The organism is Bradyrhizobium sp. USDA 3364, assembly GCF_054056355.1.
Window position 1 is genome coordinate 7043169 of sequence record NZ_JBSRYG010000002.1, and the last position, 21653, is coordinate 7064821.

At 65.0% G+C, this 21653-nt stretch carries 15 protein-coding genes and 2 tRNA genes; 3 read left to right on the forward strand and 14 right to left on the reverse strand.

Features of this window, described 5'->3' with window-relative positions:
• Positions 1-17: 17 nt before the first annotated feature.
• From ACVILL_RS33035 to ACVILL_RS33065, 7 genes are all read right to left on the reverse strand, one after another.
• A complete protein-coding gene (locus tag ACVILL_RS33035) occupies positions 18-2885 on the reverse strand; it encodes a valine--tRNA ligase (RefSeq protein ID WP_456732874.1) in 2868 nt (955 codons plus the stop codon).
• 220 nt (positions 2886-3105) lie between these two features.
• The gene (locus tag ACVILL_RS33040; protein ID WP_456732875.1) at positions 3106-3828 is read right to left on the reverse strand and encodes a PopZ family protein; all 723 of its coding nucleotides are present in this window, start codon (positions 3826-3828) and stop codon (positions 3106-3108) included.
• Positions 3829-4161: 333 nt separating this feature from the next.
• Complete coding sequence (locus tag ACVILL_RS33045; protein WP_456732876.1) at positions 4162-5544, reverse strand: TolC family outer membrane protein; 1383 nt, start codon at positions 5542-5544, stop codon at positions 4162-4164.
• A 214-nt stretch (positions 5545-5758) separates the two neighbouring features.
• A complete protein-coding gene (locus ACVILL_RS33050; RefSeq protein ID WP_456732877.1) occupies positions 5759-6427 on the reverse strand; it encodes a protein-L-isoaspartate O-methyltransferase family protein in 669 nt (222 codons plus the stop codon).
• 123 nt (positions 6428-6550) lie between these two features.
• The gene (locus ACVILL_RS33055; RefSeq protein ID WP_456734423.1) at positions 6551-6730 is read right to left on the reverse strand and encodes a hypothetical protein; all 180 of its coding nucleotides are present in this window, start codon (positions 6728-6730) and stop codon (positions 6551-6553) included.
• A gap of 137 nt (positions 6731-6867) precedes the next feature.
• A tRNA-Asn gene (locus ACVILL_RS33060) sits at positions 6868-6942 on the reverse strand.
• Between the two features lie 255 nt (positions 6943-7197).
• Positions 7198-7680 carry an anthrone oxygenase family protein gene (locus tag ACVILL_RS33065; RefSeq protein ID WP_456732878.1) on the reverse strand — a complete coding sequence of 161 codons (483 nt, stop codon included), beginning with the start codon at positions 7678-7680 and terminating at the stop codon, positions 7198-7200.
• A gap of 164 nt (positions 7681-7844) precedes the next feature.
• Here ACVILL_RS33065 and ACVILL_RS33070 point away from each other — a divergent pair, with 164 nt between their 5' ends.
• Complete coding sequence (locus ACVILL_RS33070) at positions 7845-8444, forward strand: TetR family transcriptional regulator (RefSeq protein ID WP_456734424.1); 600 nt, start codon at positions 7845-7847, stop codon at positions 8442-8444.
• A 339-nt stretch (positions 8445-8783) separates the two neighbouring features.
• Positions 8784-8966 carry a hypothetical protein gene (locus tag ACVILL_RS33075; protein WP_456732879.1) on the forward strand — a complete coding sequence of 61 codons (183 nt, stop codon included), beginning with the start codon at positions 8784-8786 and terminating at the stop codon, positions 8964-8966.
• Positions 8967-9009: 43 nt separating this feature from the next.
• Here ACVILL_RS33075 and ACVILL_RS33080 read toward each other — a convergent pair.
• The 6 genes from ACVILL_RS33080 to ACVILL_RS33105 form a co-directional block, all read right to left on the reverse strand.
• Positions 9010-9083: transfer RNA gene (locus tag ACVILL_RS33080), tRNA-Cys, on the reverse strand.
• A 51-nt stretch (positions 9084-9134) separates the two neighbouring features.
• Positions 9135-9863 (reverse strand): tRNA-uridine aminocarboxypropyltransferase, encoded by a 729-nt coding sequence (locus tag ACVILL_RS33085; RefSeq protein WP_456732880.1) that lies wholly within the window; start codon positions 9861-9863, stop codon positions 9135-9137.
• 35 nt (positions 9864-9898) lie between these two features.
• Complete coding sequence (locus tag ACVILL_RS33090; protein WP_456732881.1) at positions 9899-13003, reverse strand: efflux RND transporter permease subunit; 3105 nt, start codon at positions 13001-13003, stop codon at positions 9899-9901.
• A complete protein-coding gene (locus ACVILL_RS33095; protein ID WP_456732882.1) occupies positions 13000-16128 on the reverse strand; it encodes an efflux RND transporter permease subunit in 3129 nt (1042 codons plus the stop codon). Before ACVILL_RS33095 ends, ACVILL_RS33090 begins: the two co-directional genes overlap by 4 nt.
• Before the next feature lie 48 nt (positions 16129-16176).
• Complete coding sequence (locus ACVILL_RS33100; RefSeq protein ID WP_456732883.1) at positions 16177-17634, reverse strand: efflux RND transporter periplasmic adaptor subunit; 1458 nt, start codon at positions 17632-17634, stop codon at positions 16177-16179.
• Positions 17624-19057 carry an efflux transporter outer membrane subunit gene (locus ACVILL_RS33105; RefSeq protein ID WP_456734425.1) on the reverse strand — a complete coding sequence of 478 codons (1434 nt, stop codon included), beginning with the start codon at positions 19055-19057 and terminating at the stop codon, positions 17624-17626. The genes ACVILL_RS33100 and ACVILL_RS33105 overlap by 11 nt, the downstream gene beginning before the upstream one ends.
• A gap of 641 nt (positions 19058-19698) precedes the next feature.
• On the opposite strand from ACVILL_RS33105, the gene ACVILL_RS33110 reads away from it, so the two are divergent.
• On the forward strand, positions 19699-20733 hold the full coding sequence (locus ACVILL_RS33110) for a cysteine synthase A (RefSeq protein WP_456732884.1): 1035 nt from the start codon (positions 19699-19701) through the stop codon (positions 20731-20733).
• A 173-nt stretch (positions 20734-20906) separates the two neighbouring features.
• Here the strand turns inward: ACVILL_RS33110 and ACVILL_RS33115 are convergent, their stop codons facing one another.
• The gene (locus ACVILL_RS33115) at positions 20907-21647 is read right to left on the reverse strand and encodes an amino acid ABC transporter ATP-binding protein (protein ID WP_456732885.1); all 741 of its coding nucleotides are present in this window, start codon (positions 21645-21647) and stop codon (positions 20907-20909) included.
• Positions 21648-21653: the final 6 nt, after the last annotated feature.

Below are 21653 nucleotides of genomic sequence, written 5' to 3' on the forward strand. Positions count from 1 at the left end.
TCGGAACGGGGCTCTAACTATGACGCCTTCTTCAACCGCTCGATCGCCTCGAGGATCTTGGCTCTGCGCTCCTGCGCAGCCGCGCGCTTTTCCTTCTCTTCCTCGACGAGCTCTTCCGGCGCATTGGCCACGAACTTCTCGTTGGAGAGTTTGGCGTCGACCCGCTTGATGTCGGCGTCGGCCTTGCCGAGCTCCTTTTCCAGCCGCGTCCGTTCGGCCGCGAGATCGATCACGCCCTTCAGCGGTAGCGCGACCACTTCACCGCGCACCAGAAGCTGCATGGCGCCTTCCGGCGCGGCGTCCGCGAAGGAGATATCCGACAACCGCGCGAGGCGCTTGATGGTGTCGTTCCAGCGCTGCGCGCGGTCGCGCGTCTCGTCGGAAGAGGTCACGATCACCAGCGGCGTCAGCGTCGACGGCGGGATGTTCATCTCCGCCTTCACGGAGCGCATCGCGGTGACGAGATCGACCACCCAGCCGATTTCGGCCTCTGCCGCGGGATCGCTGAAATCGTCCGCGTCGAGCGCGGCAATGACGGGCGGAATGATCGGATCGACGACCGGCCCGGCGGTCGCGATCGCCGCGAGCTGCTCGCCGGTCACGCCCGACCTGCGCGGCCAGGGCGCCAGCACCAACAGGCCGTCGCGCTTTGCCGTCACGGCCCACAGCTCTTCCGTGATGAAGGGCATGAACGGATGCAGCAGCTTGAGGATCTCGTCGCGCGCCCAGGCGATCATAGCGCGAGTCTCGGCCTTGGCCGCGCCCTCCTCGCCCATCAGCACCGGCTTTGCGAGTTCGAGATACCAGTCGCAGAACACGTTCCAGACGAAGCGGTAGATCGCGCCCGCGGCATCGTTGAAGCGGTGGTCCTCGATCGTCTCGGTCACCTCGCGGGTGACGCGCGAGGTCTCGTGCGCGATCCAGCGGTTCAAGGTTTCCTTGGCGCCCTTCGGATCGAAACCGTCCGGCTTCACGCACTCGTTCATCTCGGCGAAGCGGCACGCGTTCCAGAACTTGGTCGCGAAATTGCGGTTGGTCTCGACCAGATGCGGCGACAGGCGGATGTCGTGGCCCTGCGCCGCCTCGCGGGTCAGCGCGAAGCGCAGCGCGTCGGCGCCGTACTCGTCGATCACGCCGAGCGGATCGATGACATTGCCCTTCGACTTCGACATCTTGGCGCCCTTCTCGTCGCGGACGAGACGGTGGATGTAGACGGTCGAGAACGGCGCCTGCTTCATGAAGTGGAGGCCCATCATCATCATGCGGGCGACCCAGAAGAAGATGATGTCGAAGCCCGTGACCAGCGTGTTGGTCGGGTAGTAGCGCGCGACCTCCGGCGTGTCGTCCGGCCAGCCCAGCGTCGAGAACGGCCACAGCGCCGACGAGAACCAGGTGTCGAGCACGTCCTCGTCGCGTGTGATGAAGCCCTCGCGCTTGGCGGGATCAGTGGCCATGTCGTGGCCCTGCTCCGGCGTGATGACTTCCTGCTCGACGTAATAGCCGAGCGCATTGCCGACCGCCTCTTCCTCGGTCTCGGCGACGAACACCTTGCCGTCAGGTCCATACCAGGCCGGGATCTGATGGCCCCACCAGAGCTGGCGCGAGATACACCAGGGCTGGATGTTCTCCATCCACTCGAAGTAGGTCTTTTCCCAGTTCTTCGGCACGAACGTCGTTTCGCCCGAGCGCACCGCCGCCATTGCCGGCTGCGCCAGCGTCTTGGCGTCGACATACCATTGGTCGGTGAGGTACGGCTCGATCACGACGCCTGAGCGGTCGCCATGCGGCACCATGTGGGTGTTGGGCTCGATCCGCTCGAGGAAGCCGAACTCCTCCAGCCGCGCCACGATCTTCTTGCGCGCGGCGAAGCGTTCGATCTTGTCGAACTCGGCGGCGAACTCGTCCGCGGCCATCGGCAGCCCGCGCAGATAGTCCTCGTTGCCGACCAGGCTGAGACAGCCTTCCTGGTCGAGCACGCTGATCTGCGGCAGGCCGTGGCGCTTGCCGATCTCGAAATCGTTGAAGTCATGCGCCGGCGTCACCTTGACCGCGCCCGAGCCCTTCTCCGGATCGGAATAGTCGTCGGCAACGATCGGAATCTTGCGGCCGACTAGCGGCAGGATGACATGCTGGCCGACCAGATCGGTGTAGCGCTCGTCGTCCGGATGCACCGCAACCGCGGTGTCGCCGAGCATCGTCTCGGGACGGGTGGTTGCGACCACGATGAACGACTTCGGATCGTCCGGGCTGAAGGTGCGGCCCTCGATCGGATAGCGCAGGTACCAGAGATGGCCCTTGACCTCGACCTGCTGCACCTCGAGGTCGGAGATCGCGGTGAGCAGCTTGGGGTCCCAGTTGACGAGGCGCTTGTCCTTGTAGATCAGGCCATCGCGATGCAGCTCGACGAACACCTTGACGACGGCGCGCGACAGGCCCTCGTCCATCGTGAAGCGCTCGCGCGACCAGTCGCAGGATGCGCCGAGGCGCTTGAGCTGGTTGACGATGGTGCCGCCGCTCTCGGCCTTCCACTGCCAGACCCGCTCGAGGAACTTGGCGCGGCCGATGTCGCGGCGGCCCGGTTCCTGCCGCTCCATCAATTGCCGTTCGACCACCATCTGGGTCGCGATGCCGGCATGATCGGTGCCGGGCTGCCACAGCACGTCGCGGCCACGCATCCGCTCGAAGCGGCACAGGATGTCCTGCAGCGTGTTGTTGAGCGCGTGGCCCATGTGCAGCGAGCCGGTCACATTCGGCGGCGGGATCACGATGGTGAAAGGTGCGGCATCCTTGCGCTCAGGCCGGCCGGCCTTGAACGCACCGCTCTCCTCCCAGATCTGGGCCATCCGGAGCTCGATATCGGCGGGCTGGTAGTTTTTCTCGATCATGACAATGCGCTGTGGGCCTCTGGGGAAACGTTAGAAAGCCGCCGGAGCGCACCAAGTCAACCGGACCGGCACGTCAAATCGGCGTGGCGAGCGTTTTCGAGCGAAGTGGACACCGGTTCGCGTGCAGAAAACGCGTCAAAACAAGAAACTCTGGCGCATTTGGGGGGCTGAGTGCGGGTTGCCAGGCCGTTGCGGCCGGAGCTAGTCCCCCGCGGCGGAGCTAGCGCCCGCGGGATACCCGCTCGATCTCGGCCTTGACGATGCGCTCGACCAGCCCCGGCAGGTTGTCGTCCAGCCAGGCCTTGAGCATCGGCCGCAGCATCTCCTTGACCAGATCCTCCAGCGTCCGAGCGTTGTTGCTCAGCACGGTGTTGGCCAGTGAGTTGAAGGCGGACTCGACCGCGCGCATCGTGGTTCCCGAGATGATCTGCTGCATCGGCGCGGACTCGATCGCCGGCGGCTCCCGCGTCGGTTCCGGCGCCCGGGACCGCGCTTCCGTGAACTCGACATCGTCCTGCGGCTCGACCTTGCGGAAGGACGGCGCGGCCGCCGCAGCGGAAGGCGGATCCGGCAGCGCCATGTCATCGGTGAGCTCGAACACGTCGGCTTCGGGCTGCGGCGACGGCCTGATCTCAGCCGCGGGCGTCGCCTCGTCGAGGCTGGCCAGCAGTGAATCGATGTCGTCCTGACTGTTGCCTGCTGCCGGTGCAGGTGATTTCGGCGCGGGTGCAACGGCCTTCACGGCCGGTGGCGCTGCAGGCGGTGGGCTCTTCACCGCTGGCTTGGCTGCTGGCGGCGGCTCGACCTTTGGCGGCTGTGGTGCAGCGGCAGCAGCAGGTTTCTCGGCCGCAGCCGGTTTTGCCTCGTCGTCGGCAATGATGCGACGGATCGACGCCAGAATCTCCTCCATCGAGGGCTCTTGGACCTTCGCAGGTTGCGTCATCTCCGACTCCACATCGAAACTATTTTACATCAAGCCCGAGAGGATTCGCCGGTTCCGATGATGCGAGCGGAGTTTTTCATTACTCCCGCCCGACTTGTCCCCAGATCAAGCCTGCCCAAGGCTATGTGCAAGCTTCGTGTCGCCCAATGCAGCGTGATCATAGGTGGCGTCGCACCTTCATCACGCTACTGCGGCGCGCCGCGAATCGCTTTGCTGCCCGACAAAACGGTATGTCAGGCCAATTATCGATTGCAAGCAAACGCGCCTGTTTGTGGTCCTGATTAACTCAGGACAACAAACATGGCGCGACAAGCGATGATGACGTGAAGATGATTAGCGGCCGTCGGGCGTGCGGACGCCGGCCCAGTTGTCACGAACCTGCTGGTAGTGAACGCTCGGATCGTAGACATTGGTCGAAAGGCCGAGCACCTGCGGCGACAGCCGGCCAACAGCACTCAGCACATTGTATGACGCGACGACGCGGTCGTGCTGCGCAGTCACCAGCGAGTTGCGGGCGTTGACGAGCGCCTGCTGCTGGTTGAGCACGTCGAGCGTGGTGCGTTGGCCGGCCTTGGCCTCTTCACGCACGCCGTTCAGCGCGATTTCGGCTGCGGCGACCTGAGCCTGTGCCGACGCCACCTGCGACTTGCCGGCGACCAGCTGGCCCCAGGCGGTAACAACGTTGGCGCGGGCCTGATCCCTGGTCTGTTCCAGCACTAGGCGCTGCTGCGCCAGCGATTCCTTGGACTGGCGGATCAGCGAATATTCAGCGCCGCCCTGATAGATCGGCACCGACACCTGAACCTGCGCCGCCGCATTGAAGAGCCGGTTCACCGACAATTGCTGCTGGTAGCCTTCGGTCACCGAAGCCTGCAGCCCAACGGTCGGCAGCAGCGCACCTTCGGCAACCTTGGTCTGCAGGAAATTGATGTCGACGCCGTACATCGCGGAGGTGACGGCCGGATTCTGGGTCAGGGAAAGCTCGACAGCGGCGGCAAGCGACGGCGGCAGGAAGCGATCGACCGGCGAGCCGGGTGCAAGATTCTGCGGCTCGTTGCCGATGATGCGGCGGAAATTCGATCGCGTCGTCGTCAGATTCGATTCCGCGGTGAGCTGCTGGGTTCGGCCGGCCGCAAGCTGCGCCTCGGATTGCGCGACGTCGGTGCGGGTGACCTCGCCGACATTGAAGCGGTCCTGGGTCTGCTTCAGCGTCTGTTCCAGCACCCGCGTGTTGCTGCGCTGGACCTCGACGATCGCCGAGTCGCGCAGATAGTCCATGTAAATCGTGGCCGCGTTCAGGATCACGGTCTGCTCGAGCACGCGCAGACCCTCGCGCGCAGACGACACCTGGCTTTCGGCCGCGCGCACCTTTGGCGCGGTCTGAGCGTTGTACAGCGACTGGTTCACCGTCAGGCCCGCACTGGCCGGGTTTTGGGTGCCATGGACCGCAGCGGTTCCCTGTCCCAATTGCGTGTCGGTGTATTGATAGCCGCCGCTCACCGTCAGCGCGGCCCTCGGACGATAACCCGACAGCGCCTGCGGAACGTTTTCGTCGGTCGCCCTCACCAGCGCGCGCTGCGCATTCAGCTGGGGATTGTTCTGGTAGGACCGCACCAGCGCGGCCTCGATAGTATCGGCAAGAGCTGGCACAGGGCCCACCTCAGCCAACAGAAGGACCGCAATCGCAGCCGCGGTGTTAACCTTCACCCCACGCATCCCCGGTAATCCAATCATTGTAGTCGCCGTCTCCACACGCATGTAAGTCCGGCGGTCGCTTCAGACGAAGTGAGTCCTGCCTCACCTTAATCTGCAGCTAGGGGCAACGGAACTACCCCGCAACGGAACACGGTCGAAACTCTTCACATGGGGCAAACGGGCCACACTTCTGATTCGGAACGGGATTTTATCAGCCGCTGTCCCGCGGCCGCCGTCAGAAGACGAAGGCGGGAAGCCGCTCGAATCCGGGCAAAACCGGGGCGGTGGCGTCGAATAGCTCGCGATGCCCGAAATCCCCGTGGGACTGCGACACCAGGGTGGCGCGCGGCGGAGGCGTCAGGCCGAACACCCCGACCAGCCGTCCCCCCTCCTTGAGCTGGCCGAACAGGCCGGTCGGGACGATTTCGGTCGCACCATTGAGCACAATGACATCAAACGGCGCGCCCGCGGCATCGCCATCGGCAGCCGCGGCGGTCCTGATGGTCACATTCTGGATGCCGAGCTGGGCGAACGCGGCGGTCGCCTTTGCGGCAAGCGCCGGATCGCTCTCGGTCGCGCTGACCTCGGCGGCGAAGCGCGCCACAATGGCGGCGGCGTAGCCGGTGGCGCAGCCGACCACCAGGACGCGGTCGGTGGCCTTGATCTCGGCGGCCTGGAGCATCCGGGCAAGCAGCGCGGGCGTGATCAGGCAGCGCTGCTTCGCCGCCCCGGCCTCGCTCACGTCGAGATCGAGGTCCAGATAGGCGAGTGCCTGCTTGCTGGCCGGCACGAACACTTCGCGCGGCACATTCAGCATGGCTTCGAGAATGCGATCATCGGTCACGTCGCTCGGACGCACCTGACCATCGACCATGTACTGGCGCGCGGTCGAAAAACCGGTCATTGGCGGGGACCCTGCAAGTGGCGGCATTGCCGCTGGGGAAGCTAGAACAGGGCCATCTTTTGGAACAAGCTCCGCCAAAACGCAACACGCCGTTGGCGGGCAAAACGCGCTCCGCGGCGCGGCCTATTCGATCGTGACAGCGAGCCGGCCGATCAGGCGGGCCACTTCATCGAGATGCTCGGAATCACGCTCCTCAACCGCCTTTGCGAGCCGGCGGACGCACTCATCATCGCTGATTTCGGGGGCATCATTCGGAACGAGCGTCGGCTGCGGCATCGACAGGTCGATCAGGTTAATGGTCATCAAAATCACCTCTCAAGACCCGACAGCGCAAGTGTCGAAGGCTATTGAGTCGATTTGACGACGTTTTTGGCCCAGACGCGGCGGACCACGGGCTTGTGATTGACAATTGATGGGACGTCGATGGGGCCAGAACGAGCTGGCTCCCCGGGCTGGATTCGAACCAGCGACCATTCGATTAACAGTCGAATGCTCTACCGCTGAGCTACCGAGGAATAGGCGAACATTCGTTCGCGAGCGGGCAGCGTATAACAAAGCCTTTCGAGCTTGCAAAGAACCAAATGGGCCCTCCGGCAAAACTTTAGCGCGGGACAGTAAACCTCTGCGGTGTAAGGGTTTGCCGGCATCCCAGGGCGATGCAGGGCTGTCCCGGCTGTCCCGCTATCGGCGCCGCCGGCCCGGCGCCGGGGATCGCAACCGGCGCGGCCATTGCGCTATGCCCTGCGATTCTAGCGCGGGCAAACGCCCGATCACGCAGCGATCGCGACGATGAACAGCGCGGTCGCCGCAAGCGAGGTGATGGTCCGCACGTGGTTCCAGAAGGTCCAGCCGGTCAGATAGCGCGCCCAGACCGGCGCGGCCGCGCTGCTCGCGGGGTCGGTGGCCGCAAGCTGATCGTTCAGCGGCACGTTGAAGACCATGGTGACGACGAACATGCCGAGCAAATAGAGGACGCCGCCGCAAACCATCGCAATCGCGCCGGGCTCCTGCCATCCGAGCCCGCCGAGCACCACCAGCACGGCGCAGGAGAATGTGGTGCCGAGGAAGACCGGCATGAACAGCGAGCGCACGATGTCGACACTGATCGCGTTCATCGCCGAGATGCCCGCGGCCTGATCGATACGGCCGAGCGAGGTCATCACGAACGCCGAGAACGCGAAATAGACGCCGGCCATCACGCCGCAGCCGAGCGCGGAAAACCACAGCATGCCCTGGGTGAGGATATTGCGCATCGTTCCGCTCCAAATGCGAGAAATACTCGTATTTGTAAAATGCGATAAACTCTCGTATTAGAAACGTCAACCCCGATTGCGGAGGAGAGAGATGGCGAGACGAAAGGCCGCGACCGGGGCAGCGGCAAGGGCCGCGCCCGGGGCGGACGCGCCCCTGCCCCGGGCTGGCGCGGCTTGCCCCGACGCAGCAGCGCAGCCGCGAGCGCTTCGAGCGCATCCTCGCCTGCGCGACCGAGATCATGGTGGAGAAAGGCCGCGAGGCCTTCCGCATGAGCGACATCGTCGAACGCAGCGGCGTCGCATTCGGCTCGCTCTACCAATATTTCCCGGACAAGGCCGCGATCATCGGCACGCTGGCGGAACGGCATAACGCCGTCGGGCGCGATTGCGTCAGGCGCGACCTCGCCGCGCTCAGGGCCGCGCGCGACCTGCACCCGGCGCTGTGCCGGATCGTCGACAGCTTCTACGAGATGTTCATGCGCGAGCCGGTCATGCGCGACATCTGGCAGGCGACGCAGGCCGACCGCGCCCTGCAAAAGCTCGATGCCGACGACATGGCGGTGCTCTCCGGCCTCTTGTCCGACGCGATCAGTCGGGTTGCGCCCACCATCCCGGCCGCGACGCTCTCGACATTCTCGGCACTGACGATGACGCTGATCGCCGCCGCGGTGCGCCACGCGATTACGCTGCCACCAAAGAAGGCGCGGCAGGCGCTGACTCAGTTCAAGACCATGCTGCCGCACGACCTCGCAGGGCTCGCATGACCGCGATCGCGCCAACGTCGGGAATTTCTCCTGCCCGGAAGCGATAAAGCATCCGACGACCGTCCTGCGATGCTTGGCGCTACTGTCACGGCTTCCTAAAATTCCTGCGATATTTGACCGCTATGAATTGCGCCGGAAAATCCGGCCGGAGTTTTTCGACAGATGTGATTTGTTTCACACGAGGTGCGGCCATGCCGACCTAGGTTCCCGAAAAGGGTTGTCGGCACTTTATTAACCAACGCGAGCGTCATCGTTCTTTTCATAAAATTCGAACGAATCGCTCAATCCGGACCGAAGACGGTTTTGCGACCATGGCGCTCTCGAACCTCGGAGAGCGCGATGAGCGAAGTCGAATTTGATCTGCTGCTGGACGCCGTGCGTACGGCGATCGCGCCTATTGCTCAGGAGGACTTCGTGGCTCAGCCCTCGCCCCGCATCCAGCCGCCGCCGCGCGCCGCCAATGACAACCAGGCGCCGTGGCCGCTGATTCCGTTTCCTGAAGGTTGGTTCGCCGCGAGCTAATGCGGCTTCTCATTTATTGGCTGCAAGCCATTGATAAGATGAGTGGAGGCCACGACCAGAATTGAACTGGTGTACACGGTTTTGCAGACCGTTGCGTAACCACTCCGCCACGTGGCCCCTTGCGGCGCACTTCATATACGCCCTCTCTCCGATAGGCAACCAAGCCAGTTAGCTCCGTCGGCGCCTCCGGAAATCCCGCTTCTTCGGTTTTGGCGCCAATTCCGGCATTTTGGCCTGCACTTCGCGGAATCTGGCCAGCATCCGCTCGAAACTAGCCGTTAACGTTGCGGCGATATCCGGCCGCTTCTCCAGCCCCGCCAGCAGGATCGCGGCCGCCTCGATCGTCGACAAACCGTCGCGCCGCGGTTCCCGGCGCAGCTTGCCGTAGAGCGACGGCCGTTTCGGTCCAAGAATCACCCTCTGGCACTTCAGCATCCAGGCGTTACGCCACCACAGCGCCTTGGCCTGGCTCCAGGTGCCGTCGAGCAGCACGATACCCTCGATGTCGGAGAGGATCGCGCGCTGATGCGGCTCCAGTTCGCCCTTGCGGTTGATCGCGACGATCTCGGCTTCGGTATCGAGGTCTTCGACCTTGGCCGAGCCGAGATAGAGCACCGCCCAGCGCGACGGATCGGGCACCGGCCGGCCCAGCGCCTTGGACAGGCTCGGCCACGACAATCCGATCCGCACCACGGCGTTCTCGAAATGTTGAGCCAACAGCCGCGCAGTGCCGAGCGCCCTGTCCTGCTCCTGTGGGTGGATCAGGATCAGGAGCTGGATGCGGCTCGCGATCGGTGTGACGCTGTCGCAGATGCAGAGCGGCAGCGGCTTGCCGCAATGCGGGCACTCCTCGATCTCGGCGACAACGTCGGTTTTTGCGTCGGTCGGTTCGGACATCGCTCCGCTATACGCTTGCATTGGCGCAATTCAAACTATTCCGCCGGGGCGTGCACGCCTGACGGCTCGCGGCGCTGGCGCAGCCGGTCGATCAAGAGATAGATCACCGGCGTGGTATAGAGCGTCAGGATCTGCGACACGAACAGGCCGCCGATGATGGTGATGCCGAGCGGCCGGCGCAGCTCGGTGCCCGGGCCGGTCGCGATCACCAGCGGGATGCCGGCGAACAGCGCCGCCATGGTCGTCATCAGGATCGGGCGAAAGCGCGCCCGGCAGGCCTCGAAGATCGCTTCCCGCGACGACAGGCCCTGATGCCGCTCGGCCTCGAGCGCGAAGTCGACCATCATGATCCCGTTCTTCTTGACGATGCCGATCAACAGGATGATGCCGACGAAGGCGATCACCGTCAGCGGCGTGTTGGTCACCTGCAACGCCAGCAAGGCGCCGAGGCCGGCCGACGGCAGCGTCGAGATGATCGTGATCGGATGCGCCAGGCTCTCATAGAGCACGCCGAGCACGATATACATCGCGATCAGCGCGCCGAGGATCAGCAGCGGCTGCCGCCCGCTGGTCTTGTTGAAGTCGCCGGCATTGCCGTCGAAGCTGCCGCGAATGCCCTCCGGCATGTGCAGCTCGTTGACCGCTTGCTGGATATTCGTCGTCGCGACCTCCAGCGGCACGTCCGGCAGCAGGTTGAACGACACCGTGGTCGAGGGGAAGCCGCCGGAATGGTAGACGGCGAGCGCCGACAGTCCGCGCTGGTAGTGCACCAGCGCCGAGAGCGGCACCTGTACGTCATTGGCCCCTGCGACATAGATGCGCTCGAGGTTCGACGGGTCGCTCTGGAATTTCGGATCGATCTCGAGCACCACCACGTACTGATTGCGCTGGGTGTAGATGTAAGAGATCTGCCGCTGCGAGAAGGCGTTGTTGAGCGCGTTATCGATGTCCTGGACTCGGACGCCGAGGCTCGAGGCGATCTTGCGGTCGATCACGAGGTTGAGCTGCAGGCCGCCGGGATCGCGGTCGGAGGAGACGTCGGTGATGCCCTCCACCGTCTCCATGCGTTTGGCGACCAGCGGCGCCCATTTCTGCAACAGGTCGAGGTCGGTCGAGGCAAGCGTGTACTGGTAGTCGGAATCGCTCTGCCGGCCGCCAGTGCGGATGTCCTGGGCGGCGAACATGAACAGGCGGATGCCGGGCACCATGAACAGATTGCGGCGCAGCCGGTCGATCACCTGCGCGGTCGACAGGCCTCCCCGCTCCTCCGGCGGCTTCAGGCTGATGTACATGATGCCGCGGTTCGAGGTGGCGCCTCCCGGGCCGCCGCCGGAGCCGACCGACGAACCGATGCCGGCGACCGCGGGGTCGGCCATCACGATGTCCGCGAGCCGCTGCTGCAGCTGCAGCATCGCCTGGAACGAGATATCCGCCGAGGCCCGCGTCGAGCCGATGACAAAACCGCTGTCGTCGGTCGGGAAATAGCCCTTCGGCGTCTTGATGTAGAGCGTCACCGTCAGCGCGACGGTGGCGAAGAACACCACCAGCGTCAGGAAGGGATAGCCGAGCACGATCCGCAGCGTCGACGTATAGAACGCCACGACCCGGGACAGCGTGCCCTCGATGGCGCGGTCGTACCAGGTGGCGTGCTCCGAGGTCGCCTCCTTGATGTAGTGCGCGCAGATCATCGGCGTGATCGTCACCGACACCAGGGTCGACACGATGATGGCAAACGTCAGGGTCAGCGAGAACTCCCGCAGCAGCCGGCCGACGATCCCGTCCATGAAGATCAGCGGCGTGAAGGCCGCGATCAGCGACAGCGAGATCGACAGCACCGTGAAGCCGATCTGCTTGGCGCCCTCGACCGCGGCCGGATACGGCGCCATGCCCTGCTCGAGATTGCGGTACATGTTCTCGATCATCACGATGGCGTCGTCGACCACGAAGCCGACCGAGATCGCGAGCGCCATCAGCGACAGATTGTCGATCGAGAAGCCGGCGAGCCACATCCCGGCGCAGGTGCCGGCCAGCGCCAAGGGCACCGAGACGCCGGCGGCGATCGTCGGCACGATCCGGCGCAGGAACACGAACACCACGACCATGACCAGCATGGCGGTCGCCAGCAGCGTGAACTGCATGTCCTCGACGCTGGCGCGGATCGTCCCGGTGCGATCGACCAGGGTCGATATCTCGACCCCGGCCGGGATCCACTTCTTCAGTTCCGGCAGCATCTGGCGAACGCCGTCGACGGTGTCGATGACGTTGGCGTCGCCCTGCTTGGTGATCTGGATCAGCACCGCCGGCTGCTTGTTGAACCAGGCGATCGAGCGCGAATTGCGCACGGAATCCTCGACCTCGGCGACGTCGGAGAGGCGGACGAAATTGCCGCTCGAGCTCTTGATGACGATGTCGCGGAACTCGGCCGCGGTGCGCATCTGCTTGTTGATCGAGAGCGTCTCGCTCAGCCGGTCGCCATTGAAGATGCCGACCGGGCCAAGCGGATTGGCATTGATGATCGCGAGCCGGACGTCGTCGGTCGCGATCCCGGCGTTGGCCAGCGACACCGGATTGAGCGCGATCCGCACGGCCGGCTGGTCAGCACCGCTGACGGTGACCTCGCCGACCCCCGGCACCTGCGAGATGCGCTGCGCCAGCACGGTGTCGGCGACGTCATACATCGCGCTGGTCGAGATCGTCTTCGAGGTCAGCGCCAGCACGAACACCGGTGACGCGGCCGGATTGGCCTTGCGGAACTTGGGCAGCGACGGCAGGTCGCTCGGCAGGTCGGCGAGCGAGGCGTTGATCGCGGCCTGCACGTCGCGCGCGGCGCGGTCGATGTTGCGGCCGATCGAGAACTGCACCTGGATGCTGGTGGTGCCGAGCGAGCTCGTCGAGGTGATCTGGTCGACGCCCGAGATGGTGCCGAGCTTGCGCTCCAGCGGCGCTGCGACGGTCGCGGCCATGACAGAGGGATCGGCGCCGGGCCTCGTCGCCGACACCCGGATGGTCGGGAAGTCGACATTCGGAACCGACGACACCGGCAGAAACTCGTAGGCGACGATTCCGACCAGGAACAGCCCGATCGCCAGCAGCGTGGTGCCCACCGGCCGGCGGATGAAGGGCTCCGAGATCGAGATCACTGCATGCCCTCGGTGGCACCGGCGATCGGCGGGCCGCTCGGGCCTGGCTCCGGCACGGCCCGCTCGATCCGGCGATTGAGCCGGTCGAGCGCGAGATAGATCACCGGGGTGGTGTAGAGCGTCAGCAGCTGGCTCAGCAGCAGGCCGCCGATGATCGAGATGCCGAGCGGGAAGCGCAGCTCGGCGCCGGTACCGCTTTCGATCGCGAGCGGCAGCGCGCCGAACAGCGCCGCCAGCGTCGTCATCATGATCGGCCGGAACCGCAGCAGGCAGGCCTGCACGATGGCGTCGTAGGACGACATGCCCTGATGCCGCTCGGCCTCCAGCGCGAAGTCGATCATCATGATCGCGTTCTTCTTGACGATGCCCATCAACAGGATGATGCCGATCAGCCCGATCACCGAAAGGTCCTGCCCGCACAGCATCAAGGCGAGGATGGCGCCGACGCCGGCCGAGGGCAGCGTCGAGAGAATGGTGATCGGATGGATGTAGCTCTCATAGAGCACGCCGAGCACGATGTAGATCGTGATGATCGCAGCCAGGATCAGCCAGGGCTGCCCGGCCAGCGAGCGCGCGAATTCGGCGGCGTCGCCCGAATAGATGCCGACGATGCTGCCGGGCATCCCGATCCTGGTCTCGATCGCCTTCACCGCCTCGACCGCGTCGCCGAGCGCCTCGCCGGGCGCCAGGTTGAAGCTGAGCGAGACCGACGGGAACTGGGCCTGGTGCGAGATCGCGAGCGGCGCGGTGGTGCGGACCAGCGTTGCCACCGCCGACAACGGTACCTGCGCGCCGTTCGCCCCGGGCAGATAGAGCTTGTCGAGGATCGACGGGTCGCGCTGGTACATCGGCAGCGCCTCCAGCACCACGCGGTACTGGTTGGCCTGGCCGTAGATCGTCGAGATCTGGCGCTGCGCGAAGGCATCGTTCAGCGTGTCGGTGACGCCCTGCAGATTGACGCCGAGCTGGCCCGCACGCTGGCGGTTGACATCGAGCGCCGCGCGCAGGCCGCCCTCCTGTGCCTCCGAGGAGACGTCGCGGAAGATCGGATCGCGCCGCATCTCGGCGACGAGCTTCTGCGCCCATTGCGAGACCTCGGCGGCATCGGTCGCGGTCAACGTGTACTGGTATTGCGAGCGGCTCGACTGGGTCGAGATCTGCACGTCCTGCACCGGCTGGAAGTAGACGGTCATGCCGGGCACCGCCGCGATCTTCTGCTTGAGGCGCTCGATCACCTTGACGACGCCGTCGCGCCGCTGGTCGAGCGGCTTCAGCGTCATCACCAGGCGGCCGACATTGGTGGTCGGATTGACCGATCCCGAGCCGATCACCGACACCACGCCGACCACGTCGGGATCGGCCTTGATGATGTCGGAGACCGCGCTCTGCCGCCGCTGCATCTCGGCGAACGAGACGTCGGGGCCGGCCTCGGTCACCGCCGTGATCGAGGACGTGTCCTGCAACGGCAGAAAGCCCTTCGGGGCCAGCACATACATGATCAGCGTCAGCGCGATGGTGGCGAACGTCACCAAGAGCGTCGCGCGCTGGCGCTGCAGCACCCAGAGCAGCGTGCGATGGTAGAACTCCACCATCCGGTCGATGAAGCGGCTGACCGCGGCCAGGCCCGGGACCGCCATCTCCTCATGGATGTTCTTGAGCAGCCGCGAACACATCATCGGCGTCAGCGTCAGCGAGACGATCGCCGAGGTCACGACAGCGATCGTGAGGGTCAGCGCGAACTCGCGGAACATGCGGCCGACCAGGCCCGACATGAACAGCAGCGGGATGAACACCGCGATCAGCGACACCGTCAGCGAGATCACGGTGAAGCCGATCTCGCTGGCGCCCTTCAGTGCGGCCTCCATCACCGTCTCGCCCTCTTCCATGTGGCGGACGATGTTCTCGATCATGACGATGGCGTCGTCGACCACGAAGCCGGTTCCGATGGTCAGCGCCATCAGCGACAGATTGTCGAGGCTGAAGCCGGCGAAATACATGATGCCGAAGCTCGTGATCAGCGACAGCGGCAGCGCCACGCCGGCGATCAGGGTCGCGCGTAGCGACCGCAGGAACAACAGCACCACCAGCGTCACCAGCACCACGCTGAGGATCAGCGTGAACTGCACGTCGTGGACCGAGGCACGGATTGTCACGGTGCGGTCGGAGACGACGGTCAGCTTGACGCCGGCCGGGACCGACCGCTGCAGCCGCGGGATCTCGGCGCGGATCTGCTTGACCACGTCGATGACGTTGGCGCCGGGCTGGCGCTGGATATCGATGATGACGGCCGGCGTGCCCTGGTACCAACCGCCGGTGCGGTCGTTTTCGAGCCCGTCGACGATCTGCGCGACGTCGCCGATCGTGACCGGCGAGCCGTTGCGATAGGCGATGATGATCGGCCGGTAGGCGTCGGCGGCGGCGATCTGGTCGTTGGCGGCGATGGTGTAGGATTGCTGGGCGCCGTCGAGCGAGCCCTTCGGCCCCGACACGTTGGCGCCGGCGATCGCGTTGCGCAGATCCTCCATCGCGATGCCATAGGCGGCAAGCCGGGCGAGATCCGCCTGCACACGCACTGCCGGCTTCAGGCCGCCGAGGATCGAGACTCGGCCGACGCCGGAAATCTGGCTCAGCCGCTGGCCCAGGATGGTATCGGCGAGATCGCTCATCGCCCGCAGCGAGATCGTGTCCGAGGTCAGCGCCAGCGTCATGACAGGCGCGTCCGCCGGGTTCACCTTGGCGTAGACCGGCGGGTACGGCAGCGTCTTCGGCAGGATACCGGCAGCGGCATTGATCGCGGCCTGCACGTCCTGGGTGGCCCCATCGATGTCGCGGTTGAGGTCGAACTGCAGCGAGATCTGGCTGACACCGAACGAGCTCGTCGAGTTCATCGAGGACAGCGACGGGATCTGGCCGAGCTGCCGCTCCAGCGGCGCCGTGATCAGCGAGGCCACCACATCGGGGCTCGCGCCCGGCAGCTGCGTCGTCACCTGCACGGTCGGGAAATCGACCTGCGGCAGCGCCGAGACCGGCAGCGCCCAGTAACCCAGCGCGCCGCCGATCATCAGCGCAATGCCGAGCAGCGAGGTGGCGATCGGCCGGCGGATGAACGGTTCGGAGACGCTCATGGCTGCGTGCTCACTGCAGGATCGGACATTACGAGGTCAGGATGTCGGTCATGGCTGCCCCTTCGGCGCGCCGCCCGACTGTTCGCCCCCTGCGGCCGGCGCGGGCGCCGGTCCGGTCTGCCCCTTCTGGTCGCCTTCGCTGTGCTCGTGCCGGCCGCGATGCTCGCCGTTATTGCCCTGCGAGTCCTTCTTGCCGTCCTTGCCTTGGCCCTCACCCTGCCCTGTGCGCTTGCCGTCGGGATTGCGGCTGCGCTTGCGCGGCGCGAGATCGACGGCCGGCGGTCCGTCGTCCTTGCCGACCACAACCTTTGCGCCATCGGAGAGATTGGCAAAGCCCGTCGTCACCACGCGGTCCGACGTGGTCAGGCCGCTGGCGATAACGGCCTCATGCTCGTTCTGCTGCGTGACCGTGACCGGCTTGGCGGTGACGACATTGTCCTCGCCGATCACATAGCTGAACGTGCCGGCGGGACCGCGCTGCACGGCCGAGGTCGGCACCACGATCGCCTGCGGCAGGGTCTCGACCTTGAGGCGTACATTGACGAACTGGCCGGGCCAGAGCTGATAGCTGGCATTCGGCAGTTCGGCCTTCAGCTTCAGCGTGCCGGTGGTCGGATCGACCTGGTTGTCGATGCCGGTCAGCCTGCCGGTGTCGATCACGGTGACGCCGTCATTGCCGAACACGTCGACCGCAAGCTGGCCCTTTGCAGCGGCGGCGTTCACCCGCATGATCTGCTGCTGCGGCAGGCTGAACCATACCGCGATCGGCTGCAGCTGGGTCAGGATCACGAGCCCGGTGGTGTCGGAGGCGTGGATGATGTTGCCCTGGTCGACCTGGCGCAAGCCGGCGCGTCCTGCAATGGGAGCAACGATCTTGGTGTAGCTCAGCGTCGCCGCCGCATTGTCGATTGCGGCCTGGTCGGCCTTGATCAGCGCCTCCTGCTGCGCGACCAGCGCACGCTGGGTGTCGGCCTGCTGCTTCGAGCCCGCATTGCTGGAAGCGAGCTGCTCATAGCGGATGAGGTCGAGCTTCTGGTTGGCAAGCAGAGCGACGTCCTGCGCCTTCTTGGCGACGGCCTGGTCGTACTGCGCCTGATAGATCGCGGGATCGATCTCGCCCAGCACGTCGTCCTTCTTGACGTCCTGGCCCTCGACGAAATTCACCTTGAGCAGCTTGCCGTCGACCTGCGAGCGCACGGTGACCGTGTTCAGTGCCTTCACCGAGCCGACGCCGTCGAGATAGACCGGCACGTCCTGCACATGCGGCATGGCTGCAAGCACCGGCACCGGCAAATCGGGCCGCGCGCCCGCGCCGCGTCCGCCGCCGCCATTTTGCTTGGGCTGGAAAGCGAGCCAGCCGAGATAGCCGAGCCCGCCGAGGATCACGAGCGTGATGAGCAGCGACACCATGCGCCCGAGCAGGCGCGAGACCAGGCTCCGCTTGCGCGGCGCAGTGCGTTTCTCGTCGTCCTTGCCGTTTTCCTTGGAGTCGGGCCTAAAGAGCATCGACCGGTCTTTCCATCTTCGGTTCCCAGCCGCCTCCCAAGGCCTGATACAGGCTCACGATCGCCAATAGCCGGGCCAGCTGGGCCTGGGAATGAGCATCTTCCGCCTGGAACAGGGTCAGCTGCGTGTTTAGCACAGTTACGATGTCGGCGGTGCCGGCCTTGAGCTGCTTCTCCGCCAGGTCGAAGGCGCGCCGCGACGACGACAGCACGTCGCGCTGCAGCTGCAGCCGCCGCGTGCTCTCACGGATCGCGACCAGCGCGTTGTCGACGTCGGTGAACGACTGCACGACCGTCTTGCGATAGGTCTGCAGCAACTCGTCCTGCCGCGCCTTCGCGTTTTCGAAATTGCCGAGGATCCGGCCGCCGTCAAAGATCGGCTGGGTCATGCCGCCGACCAGATTGAAGAAGGCGGCATGCGGCTGGAACAGCGAGACCAGCGCCTGGCTCTGGTAGCCGCCTGTCCCGGTCAGCTGGATGCTCGGGAAGAACTGCGCCCGCGCGCTGCCGACATTGGCGGTGGCGGATGCAAGCTGCGCCTCCTGCCGGCGGATGTCGGGACGCTGGGTCAGCAATTCGGACGGCAGGCCCGGCGTGACGCGCGGGATCGCAACGGAGTTGAGCGAGCCGCCGGCGACGCGCACGCTTTCCGGCGGCCGCGAAACCAGCACGGCGAGCGCGTTGATGTTCTGGTCGAGCGTCTGCCGTAGCGGCGGCACCAGCGCGCGCTGGTTCGCGAGCACGGTCTCCTGCTGCGCGACGTCGAGATCGGTGCCGGTGCCGGCCTTGAAGCGTTCGGTGATCGCATTGAGGATGCGCTCGGCGCTGGCGATGTTTCGCTGCGCGGTGCGCAGCCGGTCCTGGGTGGCGAGAACCGTGAAATAGGCATTGGCGACGCTCGCCAGCGTGGTCAGCGCGACCACCTCGCGGTCGAACCGGTCGGCAACGGCGGTCTCCTCCGCCGCCTGCGCGGCGTCGCGATTCTGGCCCCAGAAGTCGAGCTGGTAGCTGGCGCTCAGCGAGGCGCTGTAGTTCACCACCTCGCGCCCGCCATTGGTGAGGCCGCTGGCGCTGGAGCCCGAGGTGCGCGAGTAGGTTTCCGATCCATTGAGATTGAGGGTCGGCAGCAGCGCTGCGCCGGCCTGCCGCGCCAGCGCATCGGCCTGGCGGAAGCGCGCAACCGCCGCGGCGATGTCGAGGTTGACGGTCTGCGCCTCCTCCATCAGCTGCGTCAGCTCCTTGGAGCGGAAGCCTCGCCACCAATCGAGCGTGGGAAGCGCATCGCCCGGCCGGCCGAGCCGCGCGGCCTTGTAGCCCTGCGGCACGTCGAGCGCCGGATCGGGGATATCCTGGGTCAGGATGCAGCCGGCGGAGCCGGCAACCAGGCCGAACGCGACCAGAGACCGCCCCGCGAGCCGTCGCATGCGGACAGCGAGGCCGAACCGGCCTCCAGGTACCATCACGGACGCGGGCTGGGTCACACCCGTGCTCCGCCGCAGCCAGACTTCGCCCATGGCGCTCGAACGACGCGTTCAGCGATGGTCTGGGTGACGTTCACGAGATGATGCTTCCAATGGAACTTGCCTGTCCCATCCTACCCTTGGGACGATGGGGCGGACAGCCCTGTCACGATTGCACGACGTTGCACCGCAAGCGATTCGTGGCTACCCGAAATGCCGACTTTTCCCTATTTTTACTGCATTCCCGCACATTCCGGACCCGTGCCGGAAGTCACCATTCTTACGAAGATTTCATGGGGATTTCTCAGCTCCTGTTGCACCGAATCCGCAAGCTGCGTGCCGGAGCAACGGCGATCTCGGTTGCCGTCGGGTGCCGAATTGGTCTGCCGCGCACACCGACGCAAATCCGGCGGCTACAGGTGATTCTTGCCGGGCGACCCAGCCGCCGCAAAACACCGTTCTCCCACACCCCGCGACATCCGCACTCGCGAGGTAAAGCGTGATGAACCCGCCATTTGCCGCAGTGCAAAAGCCCTTCCCTTTTTCGATCAGCACACTAGGTTCGCGGCAAGCAAGACACAGCCGGGCAAAAGAAATTCCCTGACATGGCATTCAACCAAGACGTCATTCAAGCGATCGGCAACACGCCGCTGATCAAGCTGAAGCGCGCATCCGAACTGACCGGCTGCACCATCCTCGGCAAGGCCGAATTCATGAATCCGGGCCAGTCGGTGAAGGACCGCGCCGGCAAATGGATGATCCTGGAGGCCGAGAAGCGCGGCACGCTGAAGCCCGGCGGGCTCGTGGTCGAGTCGACCGCCGGCAATACCGGAATCGGGCTTGCGGTCGTGGCCAGCGCCCGCGGCTACCGCACCCTGATCGTGATCCCGGAGACCCAGAGCCAGGAGAAGAAGGACTTCCTGCGGCTGTGCGGGGCCGAGCTAGTCGAGGCGCCGGCGCTGCCGTTCTCCAACCCGAACAACTACCAGCATCTCGGCAAGCGGCTGGCCGACCAGCTGCGCAAGAGCGAGCCGAACGGCGTGCTGTTCGCAGACCAGTGGAACAACCTCGACAATGCCAAGGCGCATTACGAATCCACCGGCCCTGAAATCTGGGAGCAGACCGGCGGCAAGATCGACGGCTTCGTCTGCTCGGTCGGCACGGGCGGCACCTTGGCGGGCACCAGCCGCTACCTGAAGGAAAAGAACAACGGCGTCGTGGTCGCCTGCGCCGATCCGCATGGCTTCGCCATGTATGAACTGTTCAAGAATGGCGAACCCAAGCTGACGCCGGGCAACTCGATCACCGAAGGCATCGGGCTCGGCCGCGTCACCCCGGTGGTCGAGACCGCCAAGGTCGACACGGCGTTTTTGGTCTCGGATACGGATGCCGTGAGCGTGATCTACGAATTGCTCGAGCACGAAGGCCTGTGCCTCGGCGGCTCGACCGGCGTCAACATCGCCGGCGCGATCCAGCTCGCCAAGCAGCTCGGCCCCGGCAAGACGATCGTCACGATCCTCGCCGATTCCGGCAGCCGCTATCTGTCAAAGCTGTTCAATCCGGAGTTCATGCGCTCGAAGAACCTGCCGGAGCCGACCTGGCTCGAGAAGCGCAGCAAGATCGAGCTGCCGTTCGTCTAGCTAGAGCATGATCCGGAAAAGTGGAAACCGGTTTTCCGAAAAGATCATGCTCAAACAAAGAGATGAGATCGTGATGCGTTTCCGTGGAAACGCATTACGATCTAGGGAGCGAATAGCGAATGGTGCGTAGCGAATAGCGCAACTCTATTCGCCATTCGCTACTCCGTATTCGCTCAACGCAAGATCTGACTGAGGAACAGCTTCGACCGCGCATGCTGCGGGTTTGCGAAGAATTCCTGCGGCGTGTTCGACTCGATGATCTGGCCGGCGTCCATGAACACGACGCGGTTGGCGACCTCGCGCGCAAAGCCCATTTCATGGGTTACGACCAGCATGGTCATGCCTTCCCTCGCGAGATCGACCATGGTGTCGAGCACCTCCTTGACCATTTCCGGGTCGAGCGCCGAGGTCGGCTCGTCGAACAGCATCACCTTGGGATTCATGGTCAGCGCGCGGGCGATCGCGACGCGCTGCTGCTGACCGCCTGACATCTGGCCGGGAAACTTGTTGGCCTGATGCGGGATCTTGACGCGCTCGAGGAATTTCATCGCGGTCGCCTCGGCATCCTTCTTCGGGATGTTGCGCACCCAGATCGGCGCCAGCGTGCAATTGTCGAGTACGGTGAGATGCGGGAACAGGTTGAAGCTCTGGAACACCATGCCGACCTCGCGGCGAACCTCGTCGACGCGGCGCAGGTTGGGGCCGAGATCGATGCCGTCGACCACGATCTCACCCTCCTGGAACTCCTCCAGCGCGTTGATGCAGCGGATCAGGGTCGACTTGCCCGAGCCGGACGGGCCGCAGATCACGATGCGCTCGCCCTTGCCGACCGTAAGGTTGATGTCGCGCAACACATGGAAGTCGCCGTACCATTTGTTGAGGGCGGAGATGTTGACGATCGGGGTTGTGGACATGGTGAC

Excerpts from the sequence above, each read along its gene's own strand:
- ACVILL_RS33035 (WP_456732874.1), bottom strand. The coding sequence starts at position 2,885 with ATGATCGAGAAAAACTACCAGCCCGCCGATATCGAGCTCCGGATGGCC.
- ACVILL_RS33040 (WP_456732875.1), bottom strand. The coding sequence starts at position 3,828 with ATGACGCAACCTGCGAAGGTCCAAGAGCCCTCGATGGAGGAGATTCTG.
- ACVILL_RS33045 (WP_456732876.1), bottom strand. The coding sequence starts at position 5,544 with ATGCGTGGGGTGAAGGTTAACACCGCGGCTGCGATTGCGGTCCTTCTG.
- ACVILL_RS33050 (WP_456732877.1), bottom strand. The coding sequence starts at position 6,427 with ATGACCGGTTTTTCGACCGCGCGCCAGTACATGGTCGATGGTCAGGTG.
- ACVILL_RS33055 (WP_456734423.1), bottom strand. The coding sequence starts at position 6,730 with ATGACCATTAACCTGATCGACCTGTCGATGCCGCAGCCGACGCTCGTT.
- ACVILL_RS33065 (WP_456732878.1), bottom strand. The coding sequence starts at position 7,680 with ATGCGCAATATCCTCACCCAGGGCATGCTGTGGTTTTCCGCGCTCGGC.
- ACVILL_RS33075 (WP_456732879.1), top strand. The coding sequence starts at position 8,784 with ATGAGCGAAGTCGAATTTGATCTGCTGCTGGACGCCGTGCGTACGGCG.
- ACVILL_RS33085 (WP_456732880.1), bottom strand. The coding sequence starts at position 9,863 with ATGTCCGAACCGACCGACGCAAAAACCGACGTTGTCGCCGAGATCGAG.
- ACVILL_RS33095 (WP_456732882.1), bottom strand. The coding sequence starts at position 16,128 with ATGAGCGTCTCCGAACCGTTCATCCGCCGGCCGATCGCCACCTCGCTG.
- ACVILL_RS33100 (WP_456732883.1), bottom strand. The coding sequence starts at position 17,634 with ATGCTCTTTAGGCCCGACTCCAAGGAAAACGGCAAGGACGACGAGAAA.
- ACVILL_RS33105 (WP_456734425.1), bottom strand. The coding sequence starts at position 19,057 with ATGCGACGGCTCGCGGGGCGGTCTCTGGTCGCGTTCGGCCTGGTTGCC.
- ACVILL_RS33110 (WP_456732884.1), top strand. The coding sequence starts at position 19,699 with ATGGCATTCAACCAAGACGTCATTCAAGCGATCGGCAACACGCCGCTG.
- ACVILL_RS33115 (WP_456732885.1), bottom strand. The coding sequence starts at position 21,647 with ATGTCCACAACCCCGATCGTCAACATCTCCGCCCTCAACAAATGGTAC.